Below are 19,192 nucleotides of genomic sequence, written 5' to 3'. Positions count from 1 at the left end.
GGCCGTGGTCGAGCGCGCCCCTGCGCCGCTATCCCAGCAGCCGCTTCCACTGCTCCGTGAGCCGCTGCGCCGACACGGGGACAGCCGCCTTCAGCTCGGGCGCGAAGAGCGACACCCTGAGCTCCTCGATCAGCCAGCGGAACGACTCGAGCTCTTCCGCGGGCACGCCCTTGTCGCGCAGCCCCTGCTGGTGCTTGAGGTAGTCCTGCCAGAACGGCAGCACCTGCGCGGCCTTGCTCTGGTCCTTCTGCGGCCCGTTGGGCAGCCGCTCGAGCCGGATCTGCGCGGCGCGCAGGTACCGGGGCAGGTGCGCGAGCCGATCGACCGGGGCGCGCGAGAAGAGCCCCACCGGCAGCAGGAAGTCGACCTGCGTGCGCACGTCGTCGAGCGCCGGCCTCGGCGCGCCCGGCTTCCCCGTCATCGACCGGAGCATCGCCTGCACGCGGTCGAGCTCGACGCCGATCTCCCGCGCCAGCCCCGCGAGCTTCCCCAGCACGCCCTGCAGCGACCCGCGGCCCTTGTCCAGGCGCGCGAGGAACGCGGCCTTCGTCCTCGGAAATGCGCCGGGATCGCCGAGCTGGAACGCCTCGTCGAGCGCGCGCAGCGCGATCTGCCGGGCGAGGCCGGGCTCGCCCGGGGCCACCTTGGCGCCGAGGCCGCTCACGGCCACGGCGCTCCGCAGCGGCTGCTCGAGCTGGCTCATCTTGCCCCCGAGCTGCAGCAAGAGGAGCCGCCGCAGCCCGGCGCGCGTCGCCTCGGCCGCGGCGGCCCTCGAGGCGAGCACGCGCACCGACACGGACGTCTCCCCGTCGATCAGCGCCGGGTAGCCGAACACCTTGTGGCGCCCGGCGTCGACCTGGACGCGCTCGGGCAGCGCCTCGACGCTGAACGACGTGAGCCCGTCCCGCTCGAGGCCCGCCTTGCCGACCCTCGCCCAGGCCTCGCGCGCCCGGCCGGACAGCCGCTCCTTGAGCTCCCGGAGCTCGCGCCCCTCGCCGATCACCCGGCCGTCCTCGTCGAGCACGCGGAAATAGAAGCGCAGGTACGGCGGCAGATCCTGGGGCCGGAACGCGTCGGCGGGCACGCGCTCGCCGGTGCGGTCCTCGACCGCGCGCGCGAGGACGGCCCGCAGCGGGCCCTGGAACGGCCGTAGCTCCGCCGCGATCTCCCGGGCGACCTCGCGGAGGGGGGCGAGCGGGACGAGCGCCTTGCGGAGCGACTTCGGCAGCGACTCGAGCAGCTGCGCGATCTTCTCGGCGTGCCACCCGGGGATCATCCACTCGAGCTCGTCGGGATCGGCCTGCGGCAGGAGCACGAGCGGCAGCGAGATGGAGATGCCGTCGTCGTCCTCGCCCGGATCGAAGCGGTACGAGAGCGGCACGGCGGCGCCGTAGAGGTCGAGCGAATCGGGGAAGCGCTCGGGCGTGAGCTCCGCGGCCTCGTCGAGCAGGACGTCGGCGAGCGACAGGTGGAGCGCCCGCGGGTCCTCCGCCTCGGCCTCCTTCCGCCACGCCTCGAACGTCTTGCCGCTATAAACGCCCTCGGGGACGCGCCGGTCGAAGAAGAGCTCGAGCGCGTGCTCGTCGGCCAGCATCTCGCTCCTCCTCGCCTTGTCGCGCAGCCGGCTGACCTCCTCGAAGAGCCGCCGGTTCGCGTCCATGAACGGCGCGCGCGTCGCGTACTCCTGCCGGACCAGCGCGTGGAGGAGGAAGATCTGGCGCGCGGACTTCGGGTCGATCGCCCCGAAGTCGACCCGCCGATCCCGCGCGATCGGCAGCCCGTACAGCGTCACCTGCTCCCGGGCCATCACGGCCGCCGGCTTCGCGGCCCAGTGCGGATCGCTGTGGCTGCGCTTGCAGAGCGGCCCGGCCGCGGCCTCGATCCACGCGGGATCGAGGGCCGCCGCCATCCGGGCGAAGAGCTGCGACGTCTCGACCAGCTCGGCGGCCATGATCCACGCGGGCGGCTTCTTCGCGAGGCCCGACGACGGGTGGAGCTGGAAGCGCGTCTGCCGGGCGCCCAGGTACACCTTGTTCTCCTGGTTCCACATGCCGATGCGGCTGAGCAGCCCGGGCAGGAGCGCGCGGTGGATGGCGTCGCCCTTCGCGGGCGCGTCGTTCGGCGAGAACCCCATCTCCTTCGTGATCCGGCTGATCTGACGGTGCACGTCGGCCCACTCGCGCATGCGGAGGTACGAGACGAAATGGTCGCGGCAGGCCTTCCTGAGCTGGTTCTGGGTCAGCCGGCCCTGCGCGTCCTGGTAGAAGCTCCACAGCTTCAGGAGCCCCACGAAATCGGAGGCCTCGTCCTTGAACTTCCGGTGCGCGTCGTCGGCCTGCTTCTGGGCGGCGAGCGGCCGCTCCCGCGGATCCTGCACGCCGAGCGCTGCGGCGATGATCAGCACCTCGGCCAGCGCCCCCTCGCTCTCGCCGCCCAGGACCATCCGGCCGAGCCGCGGATCGAGCGGCAGCCGCGCGAGCTTCCTGCCGATGTCCGTGAGCTCAGCCGCGTCGTCGAGCGCGCCGAGCTCCTCGAGGACCCGGTAGCCCTCGTCCACGGCGCGCTTCGACGGCGCGTCGAGGAACGGGAAATCCTCGATGGCGCCGAGCCCGAGCGCCTTCATCTGGAGGATGACGCCCGAGAGGCCGACGCGCAGGATCTCCGGATCGGTGTACGCGGGCCGCCCCCGGTCGTCCTGCTCGTCGTAGAGCCGGAAGCACACCCCGCTCTGCACGCGGCCCGCGCGCCCCTTGCGCTGATCGGCGCTCGCGCGCGAGATGGGCTCGATCTGGAGCTGGGTGACGCCCGTGCGCGGGCTGTAGCGGTTGACGCGGGCGAGCCCGGAGTCGATGACGTACACGATGCCCGGGATGGTGAGCGACGTCTCCGCGACGTTGGTCGCGAGCACGATCCGCCGCCCCGGCAAGGACTGGAACACGCGCTGCTGGTCGCCCTGAGGGAGCCGCCCGTAGAGCGGCAGCAGCGTCGTGTGCGGCAGGCCGTGGCGCGTGAGCTCGGCCATGGTGTCGTGGATCTCCCGCTCTCCGGGGAGGAAGACGAGGATGTCCCCGCGCGGATCGATCGAGGTGATCTCCTCGACCGTGGCGGCGACGGCGTCGGCGATCTCGGCCTCCCCGCTCTCCGGGCGGCGGTGGATGACCTCCACGGGGTACGTGCGGCCGGAGACCTCGATGACCGGAGCGCCGCCGAAGTAAGCCGCGAACCTGTCGGTCTCGAGCGTCGCGGAGCTGACGATGACGCGGAGATCCGGGCGCTTCGGCAGCAGGCGCTTGAGGTAGCCGAGCAAAAAATCGATGTTGAGGCTGCGCTCGTGGGCCTCGTCGATGATGAGCGTGTCGTAGCCCGAGAGCCGCGGATCGCCCTGGATCTCGGCGAGGACGATGCCGTCGGTCATGTACTTGACGTACGTGGCCGGGCTCGTCCTGTCCGAGAAGCGGATCTTGTAGCCGACCTCCTTGCCGAGCTCGACGCCGAGCTCCTTGGCGACGCGGGCCGCGACGCTGGTCGCGGCGATGCGGCGCGGCTGCGTGACGCCGATCCGCGCGGAGAGGCCGCGGCCCATGGCGAGGCAGATCTTGGGGAGCTGCGTGGTCTTGCCCGAGCCGGTCTCGCCCGCGACGATGACGACCTGGTGCGCCTCGATGGCCCGGGCGATGTCGAGCACCCGCGCCGAGATGGGCAGCTCCTCGGGAAAGCGGACCGGGCCCCCCGACGCGGGCGGGGACGAGGTCCGGCCGCCGGGGGCGGGCGGAGCGGGGGGCTGCTCTTGCGGAACGCGGGGACTCACGGTGCGCGAGGGGGTAGCACCTCCCGCCGCGGGATGCCGTCCGAAGCAGCGCGCTCGCCGCCCCGCGCGCCCATCGCGCCCATCGACGGACCCCTGCGGACGAAGATGGAGGGATGCGCGGCATGGCAGCGCGACGCGCGAGCGCGCGGCGCGGAGTCGTCGGCATTCGGCATCGCGGCGGAGGGCGTCGTCACGCCGGAGGGAGCGCGTGGATAAAGAAGCCGGATCGTTGAGCGAAGAAGTGTGGCGCGGCGACCCGAAGTGGCGGGACCGCGAGCGTCGCGACGCATCGTTGCTGCCTGCATGCCTTGCGAGATAGACGCACGCCCCTGGTCAAGATCCTCTGGGAGGTGCCCCGGTCGATAGGCAACAAGAAGGGCGAAACACGAGTCAGGATCGGTTTGGAATTCCTTCTCCCCTGATCGTCGTGGACAGCGACGTTGAACTCGCTGGAGCCGATCTCGACGCCCTCGTCGCGCCCTCGACGTCAGCGCCACGAGATGTCCGCTGACCGACGCTCGATCGCCGTCATCCGAGCCTTGACAATTTCCTTGTACTACAAATAATCAGGCCGCTGTTTGCTGCCATCAATCGATTCGGGGGAGGTCACAGATGAGGTTGCGCGACAGAGGACTGTCGGTAGGCGGTTCGTCGCTTGTCATGCTGGGCATGTTGCTGATTGCAGGCAGCAGCGAGGCCGCCACGTGGTACGTCAAGGCTGATCCGCCGCATCCAGGCAACGGCTCGAAGAGTCGGCCCTTCAGCTCGTTGCAGGACCTGGAGGCTCGGTCCGGCCCCGGCGACACCCTTTATGTAATTCAGTCGCGAGGCGTGCTCGACGGTGGAATTCAGCTGAAGGACGGACAACGGCTGATTGGGTTGGGCCCCAAGGTGACGGTCGCCAACCCCCATAGCGCCCGCGCGACGCTCACCAATACGAGCGGCGCCCGCTACGACGGAGACGTGATCCGGCTGGCCAAGAACAACGTGGTTCAGAACATCCATATCGACAACGCGTTCCGCTCGTCGATTCTCGGCATCAACGCCGAGAATCCACGTATCGAGGACAACCTGATGACCAACGATATGGCGGTCCACGATCTGCTCGAGATCGAGAACGAATGGCCGAACGGATACATCCTCTTCTTGCCTCAGACGAACCACTTCGGCGCCATTACCCTGGTGTCGTGCGGGCCGGGCGGGCGGGGGACGCCGCTGCTCGATCCACAGCTGCAGGCCCAGAGCTACTGCAGCTTTCTCGGCGCACCGGGATCGATCGCCGACGCTGGGACCGTCACCATCAAGAGCAACGTGATTCGCGACAGCCATTCTGACGGGATCATGCTCATCGACGACACGGGCGTGACCTCCACGTTCGACGTCGATCACAACATCATCAAGGACCTGTCGCAAGATTTGCCCGATCCGACGACGGTCGGGATCACCGACCACGTGGTCCGGTCGAGAGGCATCACGCTCATCACGATCGACCACTCCGTCTCGAACCTGGAGCTGACCAACTACGACGCGTCGAACCTCTCGCCGTTCGGAACGTTCGCGGCCGATGGCCTGGTGTTCCTGGCCTGCGGCTACAGCCCCCTCGTGGACGCGAACGTGTGGGACGTCTCGATCAGCAATCCGTTCCTCACGGGCGACAACGCCAACGGCGATTCGATTGAAATCCAGCACCACGCGAGCGCGGACGGCATCCTGAACGTCGACATTCGCCGTGCTCATCTGAGCGATCCAGCGAGCACGAACGTCAAGCTCATCGATGCCGCCAACCCGCAGAACGGCACCTACAATGTCTCGATCAGCGACTCCGTTCTCAGCAACAGGAACACGAACGGCATCTACGACCCCGTGACCAACAACAACGGCAACGAGGACGCGCAAATTCGGTACAGCGGGACGGAGATGCCTCAGACCAAGGCAATTAATCTCACCGTTCGGAACGTCGATATCTCGGGCCTCGGCCGCGGGATCGGGTTGAGGGTGGCACCGACCCGGACCGTGAATACGAACAAGATCGACCAGCTTCACGTCCTGGTCGAGAACTCCTCGTTCGAGGACCTGACGGGAGAGGCCGTCTACTGGTCGCAGTCGAGTAGCGTGCCGATTGGAGCGGTTGGCGGGGCTATCATCGATCTGGGCGGCGGGACGCTCGGGAGCGTCGGGAACAACCGCTTCGTCAACAATGGCGTACCCGGCAATCTGCCGCCAGGAGTGAATCCAGCCGGCATCGATCCTGTCGCCCCGGTCGACGGAGACGTGTCGGTGTCGTTCTCGCCGGAAAACGTGGTTCCGGATTCGCGCATTTACCTGTTCGCCGAGCACAACTACTGGGGAGGCGGGGCGCCGGTCATCTCGACGACCCCGGGCGGGGCGCCGATCACGGACATCTATTTCACGCCGCCTGGTGTCGTCTTCGCGGGCGTCACCGATTATTTGACCGTGGATCCGCAGCCCTAGCGGGAGCGGGCGGCGTTCTTTCACTTGAACGTGATGTTGGACACGTACTGGTTCACGTTCCAGCCGTTTCGACCCGTGACCTTGTTGCCCTGGATGGTGAAATTGTCGAAGTGAATCCCATTGAAGTTCACGGTGCTCGACTTGCCGTGAATGTAGATCTCTTTGTTCACGGAAGAGGCAACATTGTTGATGAACAGCTCCTTGACCGTGGCCCGGTTGGGAGCGTTGCGCCAGGTCGCCGTTGCATCTTCTTCGAAGTCGATGATCCTGCCGTCGACCGTCTCGACCCTGACGTCCTGCCAGGTGATGTTCTGGATGACAGCGGTGTCGTCCGCGTTGATCCCGAGGGCCCGGCCGGCCTTGACGATATCGAGGTCTTTGAAGGTGATATCTTCGATCAGCTGACCGTAGGTCTTGGTTCCGATCTTCGTCGCCGCTGAGTTGCTGTAGGCGACCACCTTCTCATAGGTGATGGCCTTGGTGTCCAGCTTGCCTTCTTGCTCGCGCTTCGGCGACATGCTGTCATCCCCGCTGTAGATGAAGGCATTGTAGAGCTTACCGTTCGTGGAGCAGTCGAAGTCCACGCCGTCGGTTTGGTTGTAAGCTGTTGTGGTGGGGCGGCGATTGATCACCTTGAAGTTTTGGATGGTCACCTTGTCGCTGTCGAAGATCAGCGTGTTCCAGAAGACTGGATCGCGCACGACGATGCCGTCGACCAGCACGTCCGTGCTGTCGTCGATCCGGAGGGTGTTGATCTTGAAAGAGGGTGTATCGTTGTCGGTGCCACGGATCTTCGAGCCGTTGCCGTCGATCACTCCCCGACCGAGGATCTTCGTGTTGCTCACCTTGTTCATGTGAACCACGCCGTGGGAAGTGTTTTCGACGGCCGGTGCGCCCGTGCCATTGTAGTCGCCCGTGCTGGTCGAGCCGTCCAGGATGGCGCCGGCCGCCAGATACATGGTCATGTTGCTCTTCAGCCACAATTCCCCGGTCTTGTAGCGTCCGGGAGGCACGTACAGGATGTTCTGCGCGGATCCGGAGGCGGCGTCGATGGCGGACTGCACCTTGGAGGTGACGAGCGCAGCACCCGTGTTGTCCACGTCGTAGTCTGCGAGGTTCTTCACGTTGGGATCGCCCAATTTCGGCGGATTGACCTCTTGGTCGTCAATGAGGACGAACAGCAATTCCTTGGAGGCGATCTGCAGAATCAAGTAGTTGGGCCCGCTGTCGAAGGTGAGCGTGTCACCGTTTTTGGTCGCCGACAGCATTCGGCTCTTCGGGCTCAAGGTGTAGGAGCTGAAGCCGCCGTTCACCGTGACGGCGACGGTCGCCTTGCAGCCGCTTGCCACGCCGAAGTGGGCGTAGTGCACCTGCATCTCCTGGCCAAACTTGGTCATCTTTTCGACGAATTGCGCCGCTCCGTTGGCCGTCACCGTATAGAGCGGGCTCTCGGAGGCGCCGGGAAGGGTAGGGTAGGTCAGCACTGCCCCGTCGGAATCGCAATCGATGGGCGCGGCCCCGCCGGAGCCTCCACCGCCCGTCTCACCTCCCGAGCCTCCACCCGCCTCACCGCCCGAGCCCGAGGTAGCCCCACCATCCGCGGCACTGCCGCCCGCGTTGGTTGCACTGCCGCTTCCGCCTGCGCCATTGCCGCCGATCTCACCTCCGCCGGTGCTTGCTCCTCCGCCGGTGCCCGCTCCTTCGCCGGCTGTGACGCCGCCCGAAGCTGGAGGAATGACCGTGCCGCCGCTGCTCGTTCCGCCTCCGTCGTCATCGCCGGTTCCGGAGCAGCCTGCTCCGAAAGCCAACGAGACGCCCACTGCGAGGCCCATCATGGTAGAAAGGTTCATCTTTGCTCCTCCAAACCGCAGCGGCCACCTTGGCGCTCGCGCGTCAATGTTGCAGTGACGCAGGCGGATAGGACAAGCAAACGCGTTCCGCAAAGGCGAGATTCTCGGAGCCGTTCCTGACTCGTGCAGTCCGAGTGTACGAGATCATCGACAGAACAATCCTCATGCGATGAGACAGGCCTTCCACTCGTGAAACGCCTGCGATTCCCGCGACGTAGCACCAAGCGGAAGGCATCCTACCGTATAGCTGTACCGTACTGAGCTCGTCCAAACGGCCGCCGTCGCGGTTCGCGGCGTGTCGAATCCAACATCAGCCCACGGCAGCACGCCCAGCGCAGTCGACACCCGCTCGCGCTCGACCTCGCCATGCACCATCGTCAGCAGCGGCCTGGAACGTCGGTCGGCTCGCCGAGCGCGGTGAGGAAGCGGGCGATGTTGCTCGGTTCGGTGATCATGGCGACGAGCTTCATCCTGCCGTTGCAGGCCGGGCACTCGAGGACATCGAGCGCCATACCGCATGTCCACTTGTACACCCAGAAGCTTCTCAGTCGGGGCCGCTGCGGACATGGGGCCTCCCGGCGTTCGGCGAGGGTGCGAGCGTCCTGCCCTGAGCTACCCCCCTCGCGCGCCCCGCCCAGAAGTCGACGAGCGCGCGCTTCAAGGCGCCGGCGCCGCGTCCGCGAGGCCGTCGGCGGCCCGCCCGATCCGCTCAAAGATCTCGCCCACTTCCTCGTCGGAGGTGTCGTGCTCGACCCCGGCGTACTCGCGCAGCTCCGCGGTGTACCCGGCGCGCCGCAGCTCGGCGATCGAGGCGCGCGCGCCTCGGGTCGGCACCGCCAAGTCGGAGGCGCCGTGGAAGGCCGTGACCGGCGGAAGCGTCGCCGGGCGCGGCCCCGAGCTCAGCGCCGCCGACGGGTAGAGCGATGGCGGGAGTAGACCGCTGATGGGGAAGGCGGCCGCCAGTGCCTCGGGGTGGGTGACCGCCAGGGCAAAGGTCATGATGCCGCCCTGCGAGAAGCCGGTGACGAGGGGCTTGCCGACAGTGGGGCGGGCGGCTACCAGGGCGGCGAGCGCGGCGGCGATCCGATCTGCTTCCCGCGTGACCAGGGGGGCGGCTACGTCGTCGCTGACGGAGTCGTACCAGATGTACATCCCGCCGCTTGGGTGGCCGTACGGGAGGATGAGCCGGGCGCGGCGGCGGTAGCGCCGGAGCAGCTGTAGGAAGTCCGCGGGGTCCCCGCCCATGGGGTGCAGCGCGACGATCATCGGCACCCGCTCGTCGGGTCGCGCCCCGCCCGTCATGTGCTCGAGGTAGCGCACGCCCGCGATCTCGCCCCGGGTGGTGCTCCCCGGCGCTCCCGCCGGCGGCGGAGGCGCGACCGGCCCCGCTGACGGCGTCTCCGACGACGGACGCGCCGCCGCCGACCCCGCTGGGGGCGCCGGCGCCGGCTCGCGGCTGCACCCAGGCCCCGCCAGGAGGACCACGCCGATGGAGACGAGCAGGCGCAAGCGAAGGGGATCGGTCGAGGGGTGGCGCATCGGCACAAGAGAATCGTGACTTTGCGGAGCGCGTTTGCTTGTCGGTCTCGGCCGCGAGCTGCCGACCTGCTTCCGAGGCGCCCGCCCGCACGATCACCGGTCAGCCCTGGACCGGGCGCGCGATGTTCAAGGGACCGCGCACCGAGTCGTGCTTGCCCCGGTGATCCAGGACGTGGAGGCGCGCCGCGTCGAAGTAGATCCCGGCCTCGACGTAGCGGCGACCCGACCCAGGTTGGATTGCACGCAGTCAGAAATCTCTGCCAGGGTAGAAATCCATTGCCATCAGCCTTATTCGCTCGTGCTGAACCCCTCCTCGCCCCGACGCCTCGCGAACCGACGGCTGTCCGAACGATGCGCGACTGTACGATCGTTGCGCAAGATCGCGTGATCGCTCCAGCCATCGAATCGCGCCATCGAGGTGATTGCCTCGTCGTTCCCCACGATGAGCGTCATGGCCGCCTGCTTGCAATGTCCTCGCGTCGAAGCACCTGGTGCACGCGTCGTGTACGCGACCCCAGCGTCATCAGCCAAACAACGAGGACCACGACCCATGAACCGATCGCGCAAGAACCGGATGACTCCCACGATGCATCGGTACGCTCCGCCGGGCGCCCTGCTGCTCGCCGTCGGGCTCTTTCCCGCATGCGCGACGCAAGGCGGACCCGATGAGTCCGACTCCGACACGCTCGGCGCCGGGCTCGCCTCGAGCGCGACGATGACCTGCTCGAAGCTGACCGTCCTCAAGGGGTCCACCGGAGGCCAGGGCGCTCAGGCCCTGGCGACGAAAGATCTGAGCGGCACGGCCGATACGTGGAGCAAGTATGTCGAGTTCAACCCCGGCAGCCAGGCTCAGTGCGAGTACGCATTGCCGGCCGGCGCCTCGGACGCCGACGTCTCGGCGCTCAGCCTGTCGGTGAACTACCGAGGACCCGCGAAGGCCGAGATGCTCTGGACCTTCGACGCCTGGGACTACAGCACCAGCACCTGGGCCAAGATCGGCGACAACGCGTTCGCTTCGTCCTGGGCCTGGAGCGCCGCCACCATCGCGCTCCCGTCCCCGCACGCTCGGTTCGTGTCGGGCGGCAAGCTCAAGATCCGCTATGGAACCACGAGCACCGCCGACGTGTCCGACGTCGACCTGCTGGTCCTCAACGCCACCCTCACCAGCGGGCCGCCGCCCGAGTGCGTCCCCGAGACCGACGCGCAGCTCTGCTCGCGGCTCGCCAGGAGCTGCGGCCCGCTCTCCGCCAATGACAGCTGCGGTAACTCCCGCACCGTGGCGAGCTGTGGAACGTGCTCTGGCGCCCAGACGTGCGGCGGTGGCGGGTCGCCTGGCGTGTGCGGCGACGCCGGCTCCACCTCCGACCCTAACCCCACCCCCAGCCCGGTGGCCGGGGCGTGCGGCGATCGCTCGAGCGGCAGGACGATCACCGTCGCGCCATCGGGCGGCGACCAAAGGACGATCCAGGCCGGCCTCAACGCGGCGGCCGCAGGCGACACCGTTGTCGTCAAGGCGGGCACCTACAACGAGAAGGTCTCCTTCACGAGGAGCGGCACCGCTGCAGCCGGCTGCATCACCCTCAAGGGCGAGGCCGGCGCGATCCTCGACGGGACCGGCAAGAGCGGCGTCGGAATCGACATCTCCAGCAAGAACTACATCAAGGTCACCGGCATGACGGTGCAGAACTTCAAGGGCAGCGGCGACACGCCGATGGGCATCAGCGTGAGCGGCAGCTCGAGCTTCCTCGAGATCCGCAACAACCTCGTGCACCACATCGAGAGCTCCCAGGACGCCCACGGCATCGCCTTCTACGGGACGTCCGCGACGCCGATGACCGACCTCCTCATCGACGGGAACGAGATCCGGAACTGCAAGCTCGGCTCGAGCGAGGCGATGGTCCTCAACGGCAACGTCACCAAGTTCGTCGTCTCGCGCAACACGGTCCACGACAACGACAACATCGGCATCGACTTCATCGGCTTCGAGGGCACCGGCCCCTCGGGCTCGGACCAGGCGAGGGACGGCGTGTGCGTGGACAACATCGTCTACAACATCTCCTCGGCCGGCAACCCCGCGTACGACGGCGAGCGGTCGGCTGACGGCATCTACGTCGACGGCGGCAAGGACATCGTCATCGAGCGAAACAAGGTGGACTCGAGCGACATCGGCATCGAGATCGCCAGCGAGCACGCGGGCAAGACCACCAGCAACATCACCGTGCGGAACAACTTCGTGTCGCGGAGCTACCAGGGCAACATCATGATCGGCGCCTACGACACGAGCAGGGGCAACGCGGCGGACATCGCGGTGCTCAACAACACGCTCTACCAGGGCGCCGGCGGCGAGATCATCCTCCAGAACAACTCGAACGGCGTGCTCATCCAGAACAACATCCTCCGCGCCACGTCGGGCAACGACTACGTGAGCAGCGGCAGCAACAACAGGAACGTGACCGTCGACAACAACATCTTCTTCGGCGCGAGCCGCAGCTCGGCGGGCGCCTTCTCCGACCCGCGCGCGAGGTTCGTCGACCCGCTCCTCGTCGGGCCCCCGTCGGACCTCCACCTGACCAGCGGCTCGCCGGCCGTCGACGCTGGCATCGATCTTGGCAGCCGGAGCGGCGCCACCGACATCGACGGCGGCGCGCGGACGAGCGGCACGCGCATCGACATCGGCGCCGACGAGCGCTGAGGCCGCGCCGACCCCGCGAGGCGCGGGGTCACGCAGGCCGGGTCGGGCGCCGTCGCCCCGCGCCGCCCAGGCGTCTCAGGATCGCGTCAAAGGGTCGTGATCGTCACGTCGTCGAAGCGCACGTCGCTCATCGCCCACGAGAACAGGGCGACCGAACCCCACGCGTACGTCACCTCGCTCGGCACCGCCAGCACCACCTGATCATTGACCTTGATCCGGTGCGTCGTCCCCTCGCGCTCGACCCGCACCGTCATCCATGCGTTCTGCGGCGGCACATAGCTCGTGTTGACCGCGAGCTCGGTGAAGACGCCGTTGTCCACCCGGACCAGGCGCGCGACGCTCAAGCTCGCGTCGAACATCACCCGGTAGTAGCTCGAGCCGGTGTCGTTGATGGCGTACATGAGGCCGAAGCCGTCGGGGTCGCCCGCGTAGATCTTCGCCGACAGCGCTCCCTGTCCGAAGGCCGTGTGGGGCGCGACGAGGTAGGTCCCGCGCATGTCGACAGCTCCGTCGGCCGCGGTCTGGGGGTAATCGAACGCGCTGCCCGTCTCGGCCGCCGCTCCGCCTGCCCCCCTCCAGCTCGGCGAACTGTCGGTGATGCCCTCGTTGATCACCGTCCAGACGCTCGGCGCGACGCCTTGATCGAACGTCTCTTTGAAGGGGATGGTGCCCTGCTTGGCCACGTTGACCGAGCTCAGGTCCACGGTGACGACGGAGCCGGCCGCCTTCCCGCATGAGGTGGTCTTGATCTCCTCCCAGAGGACGTAATCGTGGGAGACCCAGGTGTGCCGCACCGACTGCAGGTTGACGTTCTCCACCGGGTAAAGCGACTGATCCTGGAGGCTCGCCGCGTAGATACCCTCGTATTCGTCCGTGAGCGTGCTCTTGGCGAGGTTGGGCAGGCCGTAGAGGCCGCCCCACGTGTCGTTGTGGAGGTCCTCCCATTTCTTGTAAGAATGCCCGCTCACCGAGGCCAGCTTGTATTGCCAGCCGAAGATCGAACCCGAGGAGAAATCGATCACGTCGAAGTCGTTCAAGGACTGAGAGGCCTGCTCGCTCACATCGAAGCTGAAGCTCGTGGACGGGCCCTCGACGCCCACGCCCGCGCCGACCGAGAACCCGTTCGACGTGGTGAACGTCGAGGACTCGTTGGCCGAGTGGGGCCTGTGGGCGTAGGGCGAGAGCCCCCCCGACAGGGGACGAATCGAGTGCTGGAGGGTCTCCTGGAAGTAGCCGCGGTTGTTCCCCGAGTTCCACTTGAGCCCGCCGGGGTTGTACTGGGTGCCATTGCCCGCGAAGACGACGTATTTGCCCTCCGGCGCGTTGGAGGCGAGGAGCGTCACGGTGAAGTTGCGGTCGATGACGGAGCGCTGGCCGTCGTCGCCGCACTCCCAGTTGATGGAGGGGGACGTCACGTTGTACGAGCGGTAGGTGCCCTCGGGCAGAGGCTCGGTCACGAGCTGGGCGAGCGCGTGGGTCTTGTGGTCCGCGAGCAGGCCCTTGATCTCGGCGAGGAGCTCGCCCCGGTCAGGCAACGCCGTCTGCGCGACCTCGGACCTCGAGGCGATCCGGGGCTTTGCGTCGATGGTGATGGGCTCGGCCTCGGGCGCCGCGTCGAACAGCGCGTCGAGCTCGGCCTCGCTCCTTTCGAGCCTCTTTCCGAGCTCGGTCCGCTCGTCCGCGGTCATCCGGGCGTACCTCGCCTTCGCGGAGGCCGGCAAGCGCACCGAGCTGTGCTCCTCGGTCTCCTCGCCGGTGACGTCGCCGAAGACGCGCACGTCGAAGCGCTGGCCGCCTGGGCTGGGCGCCGCGTAGACGACTTGCGCGGACATCCCGATGCCCAGCGCCAGCGCGACCTTCTCGGCGTCGCGCGCGTTCTCGAGGATCACAGGCACCCCCGCGAGGCGCGCTGCCCGGAGCACGGACGCGTAGGAGCGGATGTCGTCCACGCTCGCGGCCTCGGCGTCGATGAGCACGGCGGACGCCTCTGCCACGCGGCTCGCGGGGCTCGGATCCGCGATGAGGTCCGCCCGGAACCTCGAAGGGGCGCCGTCCATGAGCTCCGCGAGCAGAGGGGCCTTTTCGCGTCGAATGGACGTGAGAGCGACGACAGGGCCCGTCGCGACATCGGCGGGCTCCGCGGCCGGGCCGCTGGGCTCCGCGGCGTCCGGCTCAGGGTCAGTGAAAGGATCCGCCTGGGTCTCTGGGGCAATGCCCCCGCAGCCCGCGGCGGCCAAGAGGGTGAGGGCCAGGGGAGAGAGGCGAGCCAGAAAGGTGAATTGTCGCATGGGGGTCCTCCCGGAACATTCGTTGCAGGGTGAGGTTGGACGCGCGGGCGGTGGGGGCGCCGATGCCCCTCGCTCCACGCGCTTCAAACCCTTTCCGCAAACGGAGAGGAAAACCCGACACGGGCTCGGTCGATTTCTGGATCGACCGAGCCCGCGCTCTCCGAGCCCCGCGGCGTGCTACGGAGGCTCGATCGCGATGGCATCCTGGGGGATGACATCCCGGACGCCGGCGTCCTGGTGGTGCGAGTTCTTCGGGATGTTCGGAGGGCAGACTCCGTTCGAGCACGCGCAGACGGTCGGCGACGAGGCGCCGTCCTCGCTCGGGTCGAACCGGGCGGGCAGCGGCGTCAGAGCGGAGAACGGCGTGCCATCCCAGTCGCACGCGTCGAGGAGGATGGGGATGATCCGCGCTCGTTCGCGGCTGCATACGAGATGAATACGTCAATCGGGACAACCGCAGGAACCATGAGGATAGCGTAACAGGAAAGAGCCAGGCAGACGAGCCGAGCGGGCTTTCATCAAAGCCTTTCCTTGTCATCCAGATGCTGGCGAGTCTGTACATCGAAGAGGGCTGGCCCCGAGGTGCAAGGCTTGCCCTCCGGTATCCGTCCTGTACGAGGGCCGGCTGCCTCCGCGCCGGTCGAATGGCATGGAGCGCTGGAGACGCCATTGCGTCGTCCCAGACCGAACGCTTCGACGAGGCGCCCGTCCCCGCCGGCCCTGGCCGGCCAGCGCGACCAATTCGCCGAGCGGGAAGGAGAATTTAATCCTGTTCGTGGTAGGTTCACGCATTGCGCGCCTGCCCGAGCGACGATGCGAGCCCCGCTCGCATCCTTCGGCGGAGCCGTCCTCGAGCGCCGCGTGGACACGCAGGTGAACATTCTCGTTGATGGGGGCCCGATGATACGGATCAAGCTTCTTGGATTGTTGATGGCCGGCCTCTCGCTCTCGGTCGTGGCATGCGGCGATGGCGAGGGGAGCAATGGGGGCAAGGCCGGCGGCAACACCGGCGGTGGGACCGACACCGGCGGCAGGACGGACACCGGCGAGGGGACCGACACCGGCGGCGGCAGCGACACCGGCGGGACCGACACTGGCGGCGGAAGCGACACCGGCGGCGGGACGGACACCGGCGAGGGGACCGACACCGGCGGCGGAAGCGACACCGGTGGCGGGACGGACACCGGCAGCGGAAGCGACACCGGCAGCGGAACCGACACCGGCGGCGAGGATCCTCTCGACGGCGAGCAGCTCGGCGAGCTGACGGCCGCAGAGGCCCAGCAGGTGTGCGACGACGTCACCGGGTCACTCGATCTCTCGAAGGAGGACCTGTGCGACCTCGCCGGGGTGCTCGCCAGCGTCGTGGATGGAACGGACTGCGAGACCGCCAGGGCGGATTGCATCCGCGCTCCGGAGGCGCCCGAGCCGGCCGGCTCGTGCGACACGGCCGGCTTCGCGGGGTGCACCGCCACGGTCGCGGAGCTCAAGGCCTGCATGATCGCCACGGGCGACGCCTTCGAGGCGATCACGTGTGCGTCGTCCATCGACGACTTCTCGCCGCAACCCGCGGCGTGCGCGGCCGTCAACGTGAAATGCCCAGGGCTCCTCGCAGGCGCCTGAGCAGGAGCGCGGGGGCGAGGTCGACATGCGCCCCCTCGCGCGCGAGCCCGGCTACAGCCAGAAGCACGTGATCGGCCTGTTCCGCGAGCACGTCGGCGTCCCCCCAAGCTCCTCGCACGCCTCGTGCGCTTCGACCGGCTGGTGCGGCACCTCAAGACGGGCGCCACGGGACGTGGGCGGAGCTCGCCCAGCGGTTCGGCTACTGCGACCAGGCGCACCTCGCGCGGGACGTGGCGCGCAGGTAAAAGAAGCCGGAGCCTATTTCCTATTTCTTCCCCACGCGCCTCTTCATCGCCGCGAGCTCCGCGTCGATCTCGGCGTCCACGTCCCTCGAGGGGAGCTCCCGGGCGGAGCTCGGGGACGGCACCTCCGGAGGGGCGACCGGCGCGGGCTTCTCACGGTCGAGGCCGACCGCTCGCGCGACGCGCCCGGTGAGCGAGGCCTTCGGCTCCTCCGGGAGCTGCGGGACGTCGGCCGGGTCGAACGCCGTCAGGCACTGGCCGCACTGGACGACGTCCTCGGCGCTGTCCCATAGCGAGACGGCGACGAACAGGCTCACGTTGAACGTCTTCTTCGCCCGGTAGAAGACCCCGGCGGTCCCGCACTGCGGACACCCGCCCCGGAACTTCTCCCCCGATCGCTCCACCCGCTCGCGGGTGCCGAAGATGAGCGGGAGCTTCATGGATCGCTCCGTATCACGGTGCGCCCCGAGCGTCACGCGACGGATCCACCGCGCCCTGTGCATGGACGGGCAGAGCGTGGAAGAGTCCCAGCGTCGCAGTCGACACGGGTGCCGTTCGCGCGATGCGCGTCGATCGAGTCATTGGATGTTCCCTCGTTGCCTTGAAGGACCTATGCACGTAGGTAAACGGTACAAGGTCTGTCGTGAGTTGACATAGCCCATCATCGAATTAGTTGTTGCGGCGCGCGGCCGAGCTGTAGGACAATCGTTCCGTGAATACGCTCGGCTCACGTCTCCACGGGTTCGCGCTGTTCTCCCTGATGCTCGCCGTCTCTGCCGGGTGCGGCAGCTCGTCCGACGACGCCGACGCCCCGGCGAGCGGCCAGGGCGACGACGAGCCGCCCCGGATGGTCGGGATGACGGCGGCCCACAACGCGGCGCGCGCCGCGGTCGACCCGCCCGCCGATGAGCCGCTGCCCCCGCTCTCGTGGTCGTCCGAGCTCGCCGCGGTGGCTCAGGCCCATGCCGATAAGTGTGTGTTCCGCCACAGCGCGAACGGCTACGGAGAGAACCTCTTCGCGACGTCGAGCGGCGCCTCACCCGCCCCCGAGGATGTCGTCGGCTCGTGGATCAACGAGGCGGTCAGCTACGACCTCGCGAGCAACGCCTGCAGCGCCGCCACGTGCGGCCATTACACCCAGGTGGTCTGGGCCGACTCCCTGCGGCTCGGCTGCGGGATCGCCATCTGTGCGGACGGCTCACCGTTCGAAGGGGGCAGCGCCTGGCAGTTCTGGGTGTGCACTTACGATCCTCCCGGCAACTTCGTCGGCGAGCGCCCCTACTGAGCCGAGCGCGCAGCGCGCCCTGAGCCTTGCTAATGAAGAGTCGCGGCATCTTCTTCGCGCCGATCGCGACAGGCGCGAACCGCGCCATGGGTGAGCTCCGGGGCACGGGGAACGGGCCCAAGGAGATTCCGGGTGATCAACGGAAATCCATGGAGCTCCAGAGTCAACAGATAGAAGAGGCAGTGACGGCGGCGGGCGCCGAGGGCATGGTCATCACGCCCTTCGGCGGAGGCAACGTGGCCTCTCTCGACAAGGGCGCAGGAAGACGCCGCGGCGGCACAGGAATCAAAGTATTGTTGCGCAGGACACGCGCGAGGGTGCGCAGGAGGACGCCGCCAGCGGCGCAGGACCCGTGCGACGGTCACAAAGGACACCGAAGTAGCTGCGCAGGAGGGACGTCGGGGCTGCACAGGAGGGCGCCACGGCCGTTGATGGGGCGTTTGCGTATCGACGGTTATCCGATCGATGGTTGATCACTCGAAGTGCGCCCCCTTGACCTGACGTGCGCCGCCGCGTAACCATCGCCTTCGGTGGCTCCAGCGTGGAGCGTGTGTTCTCTAGGAGGATATGGTCGTGCAACTGTATTACTTGCTCCCGCTCGTGTTGATGGCGGCCGCTTTCGCGTACTCGATGTACGTCCGCAAGAAGGCCATGGCCGAGGCCGCCAACATGACCCCGGAGGAGATCGAGCAAAAATTCAGCGACTTCTACGCCCAGTATTACGAGCTCCAGCCCGACGAGCGCATCATCGGCAACTGGAGCGGAGTCGAGTACCAGGCGCCCGCCGGCACGGCCCGCCGCATCGCCGGCGGAGTCCTCAACGCCGCATCTGCCGCCGTGATCGGCGTCTCCACCTACGTTCCCAACGTTCACGTCGGCCTCACCAACCGCGGCCGCGTCCTCGTCTCTCGCGAGTACAGCGACTTCGGCAAACGCGGCAACTACAAGCACCTCGCCGCCCTCGATCAGGGCACGCGCGCCTTCAACCAAGACGCGGCGTATCCCGGCCAAGACATCGGCCCCCGCCCGGGCAACCCCTTCAACCCTCTCGTGAGCCTCGAGTTCATCCAGCTCCGTTCGCCGAGCGGCGACACATACGAAGCGTGGCTGTCCCCGCAGGGCAGCCGCCACGGCCAGCACGGATTCAGCTCGATCTTGCAGTCGCTCGGTTGAGCGCAGCGAGCGGGGCGACGCTGACAAAACCACTCATCTGCCGCGCGACCGCGTCGTTCACGGGTCGAAAGAGCGGGCCCCGCGCGGCGCAGAGCGCGCCAAGGGGCGCATCGGCGTGCTGCGGGCACACATCGCCCTCCGGGAGTTGGTCTGGCCCGGGATGTTCTCGCGGCGACGCGGCGTCCCCGAGCGCCTTGCGGCGCAGGACGGTGCTCTTCAACGC

At 67.8% G+C, this 19,192-nt stretch carries 11 protein-coding genes; 5 read left to right on the top strand and 6 right to left on the bottom strand.

The genetic code is table 11. The features are described 5' to 3' along the window. Window positions 1-28 precede the first annotated feature (28 nt). Complete coding sequence (hrpA, locus tag WMF29_RS33995) at window positions 29-3,808, bottom strand: ATP-dependent RNA helicase HrpA (RefSeq protein WP_437324265.1); 3,780 nt, start codon at window positions 3,806-3,808, stop codon at window positions 29-31. Window positions 3,809-4,420: 612 nt separating this feature from the next. Between hrpA and WMF29_RS33990 the strand changes: the two genes are divergently transcribed. Beyond that, window positions 4,421-6,280 carry a hypothetical protein gene (locus WMF29_RS33990; protein ID WP_437324264.1) on the top strand — a complete coding sequence of 620 codons (1,860 nt, stop codon included), beginning with the start codon at window positions 4,421-4,423 and terminating at the stop codon, window positions 6,278-6,280. A gap of 20 nt (window positions 6,281-6,300) precedes the next feature. Here the strand turns inward: WMF29_RS33990 and WMF29_RS33985 are convergent, their stop codons facing one another. The 3 genes from WMF29_RS33985 to WMF29_RS33975 all read right to left on the bottom strand — a co-directional run bounded on the left by WMF29_RS33985 (window position 6,301) and on the right by WMF29_RS33975 (window position 9,669). Further along, entirely contained in the window at window positions 6,301-8,130 is a 1,830-nt protein-coding gene (locus WMF29_RS33985) for a glycosyl hydrolase family 28 protein (protein WP_437324263.1), read from the bottom strand. A 377-nt stretch (window positions 8,131-8,507) separates the two neighbouring features. Beyond that, window positions 8,508-8,663: a hypothetical protein gene (locus WMF29_RS33980; RefSeq protein ID WP_437324262.1), complete on the bottom strand. Its 156-nt coding sequence runs from the start codon at window positions 8,661-8,663 to the stop codon at window positions 8,508-8,510. Window positions 8,664-8,787: 124 nt separating this feature from the next. Then, on the bottom strand, window positions 8,788-9,669 hold the full coding sequence (locus tag WMF29_RS33975; protein ID WP_437324261.1) for an alpha/beta hydrolase: 882 nt from the start codon (window positions 9,667-9,669) through the stop codon (window positions 8,788-8,790). Window positions 9,670-10,255: 586 nt separating this feature from the next. On the opposite strand from WMF29_RS33975, the gene WMF29_RS33970 reads away from it, so the two are divergent. After that, the gene (locus WMF29_RS33970; protein ID WP_437324260.1) at window positions 10,256-12,361 is read left to right on the top strand and encodes a right-handed parallel beta-helix repeat-containing protein; all 2,106 of its coding nucleotides are present in this window, start codon (window positions 10,256-10,258) and stop codon (window positions 12,359-12,361) included. Window positions 12,362-12,447: 86 nt separating this feature from the next. Here the strand turns inward: WMF29_RS33970 and WMF29_RS33965 are convergent, their stop codons facing one another. Continuing rightward, window positions 12,448-14,418, bottom strand: coding sequence for a hypothetical protein (locus WMF29_RS33965; protein WP_437324259.1), 1,971 nt, complete (start codon window positions 14,416-14,418; stop codon window positions 12,448-12,450). 1,161 nt (window positions 14,419-15,579) lie between these two features. On the opposite strand from WMF29_RS33965, the gene WMF29_RS33960 reads away from it, so the two are divergent. Further along, window positions 15,580-16,269, top strand: a complete 690-nt coding sequence (locus tag WMF29_RS33960) for a hypothetical protein (protein WP_437324258.1) — start codon at window positions 15,580-15,582, stop codon at window positions 16,267-16,269. A gap of 265 nt (window positions 16,270-16,534) precedes the next feature. Here WMF29_RS33960 and WMF29_RS33955 read toward each other — a convergent pair whose 3' ends face one another. Beyond that, window positions 16,535-16,951 carry a hypothetical protein gene (locus tag WMF29_RS33955; RefSeq protein WP_437324257.1) on the bottom strand — a complete coding sequence of 139 codons (417 nt, stop codon included), beginning with the start codon at window positions 16,949-16,951 and terminating at the stop codon, window positions 16,535-16,537. A gap of 272 nt (window positions 16,952-17,223) precedes the next feature. On the opposite strand from WMF29_RS33955, the gene WMF29_RS33950 reads away from it, so the two are divergent. Both WMF29_RS33950 and WMF29_RS33945 read left to right on the top strand, forming a co-directional pair. Then, window positions 17,224-17,796 (top strand): CAP domain-containing protein, encoded by a 573-nt coding sequence (locus WMF29_RS33950; RefSeq protein ID WP_437324256.1) that lies wholly within the window; start codon window positions 17,224-17,226, stop codon window positions 17,794-17,796. Window positions 17,797-18,369: 573 nt separating this feature from the next. Then, window positions 18,370-18,969, top strand: a complete 600-nt coding sequence (locus WMF29_RS33945) for a hypothetical protein (protein WP_437324255.1) — start codon at window positions 18,370-18,372, stop codon at window positions 18,967-18,969. Window positions 18,970-19,192: the final 223 nt, after the last annotated feature.

It is taken from the genome of Sorangium sp. So ce381 (assembly GCF_051473845.1).
Taxonomy (GTDB): domain Bacteria; phylum Myxococcota_A; class Polyangia; order Polyangiales; family Polyangiaceae; genus Sorangium; species Sorangium atrum.
This window is presented reverse-complemented; position numbering and strand designations above follow the sequence as displayed.

Coding starts and splice junctions, on each gene's coding strand:
- WMF29_RS33990 (WP_437324264.1), top strand. CDS start 4,421: ATGAGGTTGCGCGACAGAGGACTGTCGGTAGGCGGTTCGTCGCTTGTC.
- WMF29_RS33960 (WP_437324258.1), top strand. CDS start 15,580: ATGGCCGGCCTCTCGCTCTCGGTCGTGGCATGCGGCGATGGCGAGGGG.
- WMF29_RS33985 (WP_437324263.1), bottom strand. CDS start 8,130: ATGAACCTTTCTACCATGATGGGCCTCGCAGTGGGCGTCTCGTTGGCT.
- WMF29_RS33965 (WP_437324259.1), bottom strand. CDS start 14,418: ATGGACGGCGCCCCTTCGAGGTTCCGGGCGGACCTCATCGCGGATCCG.
- WMF29_RS33970 (WP_437324260.1), top strand. CDS start 10,256: ATGCATCGGTACGCTCCGCCGGGCGCCCTGCTGCTCGCCGTCGGGCTC.
- WMF29_RS33955 (WP_437324257.1), bottom strand. CDS start 16,951: ATGAAGCTCCCGCTCATCTTCGGCACCCGCGAGCGGGTGGAGCGATCG.
- WMF29_RS33975 (WP_437324261.1), bottom strand. CDS start 9,669: ATGCGCCACCCCTCGACCGATCCCCTTCGCTTGCGCCTGCTCGTCTCC.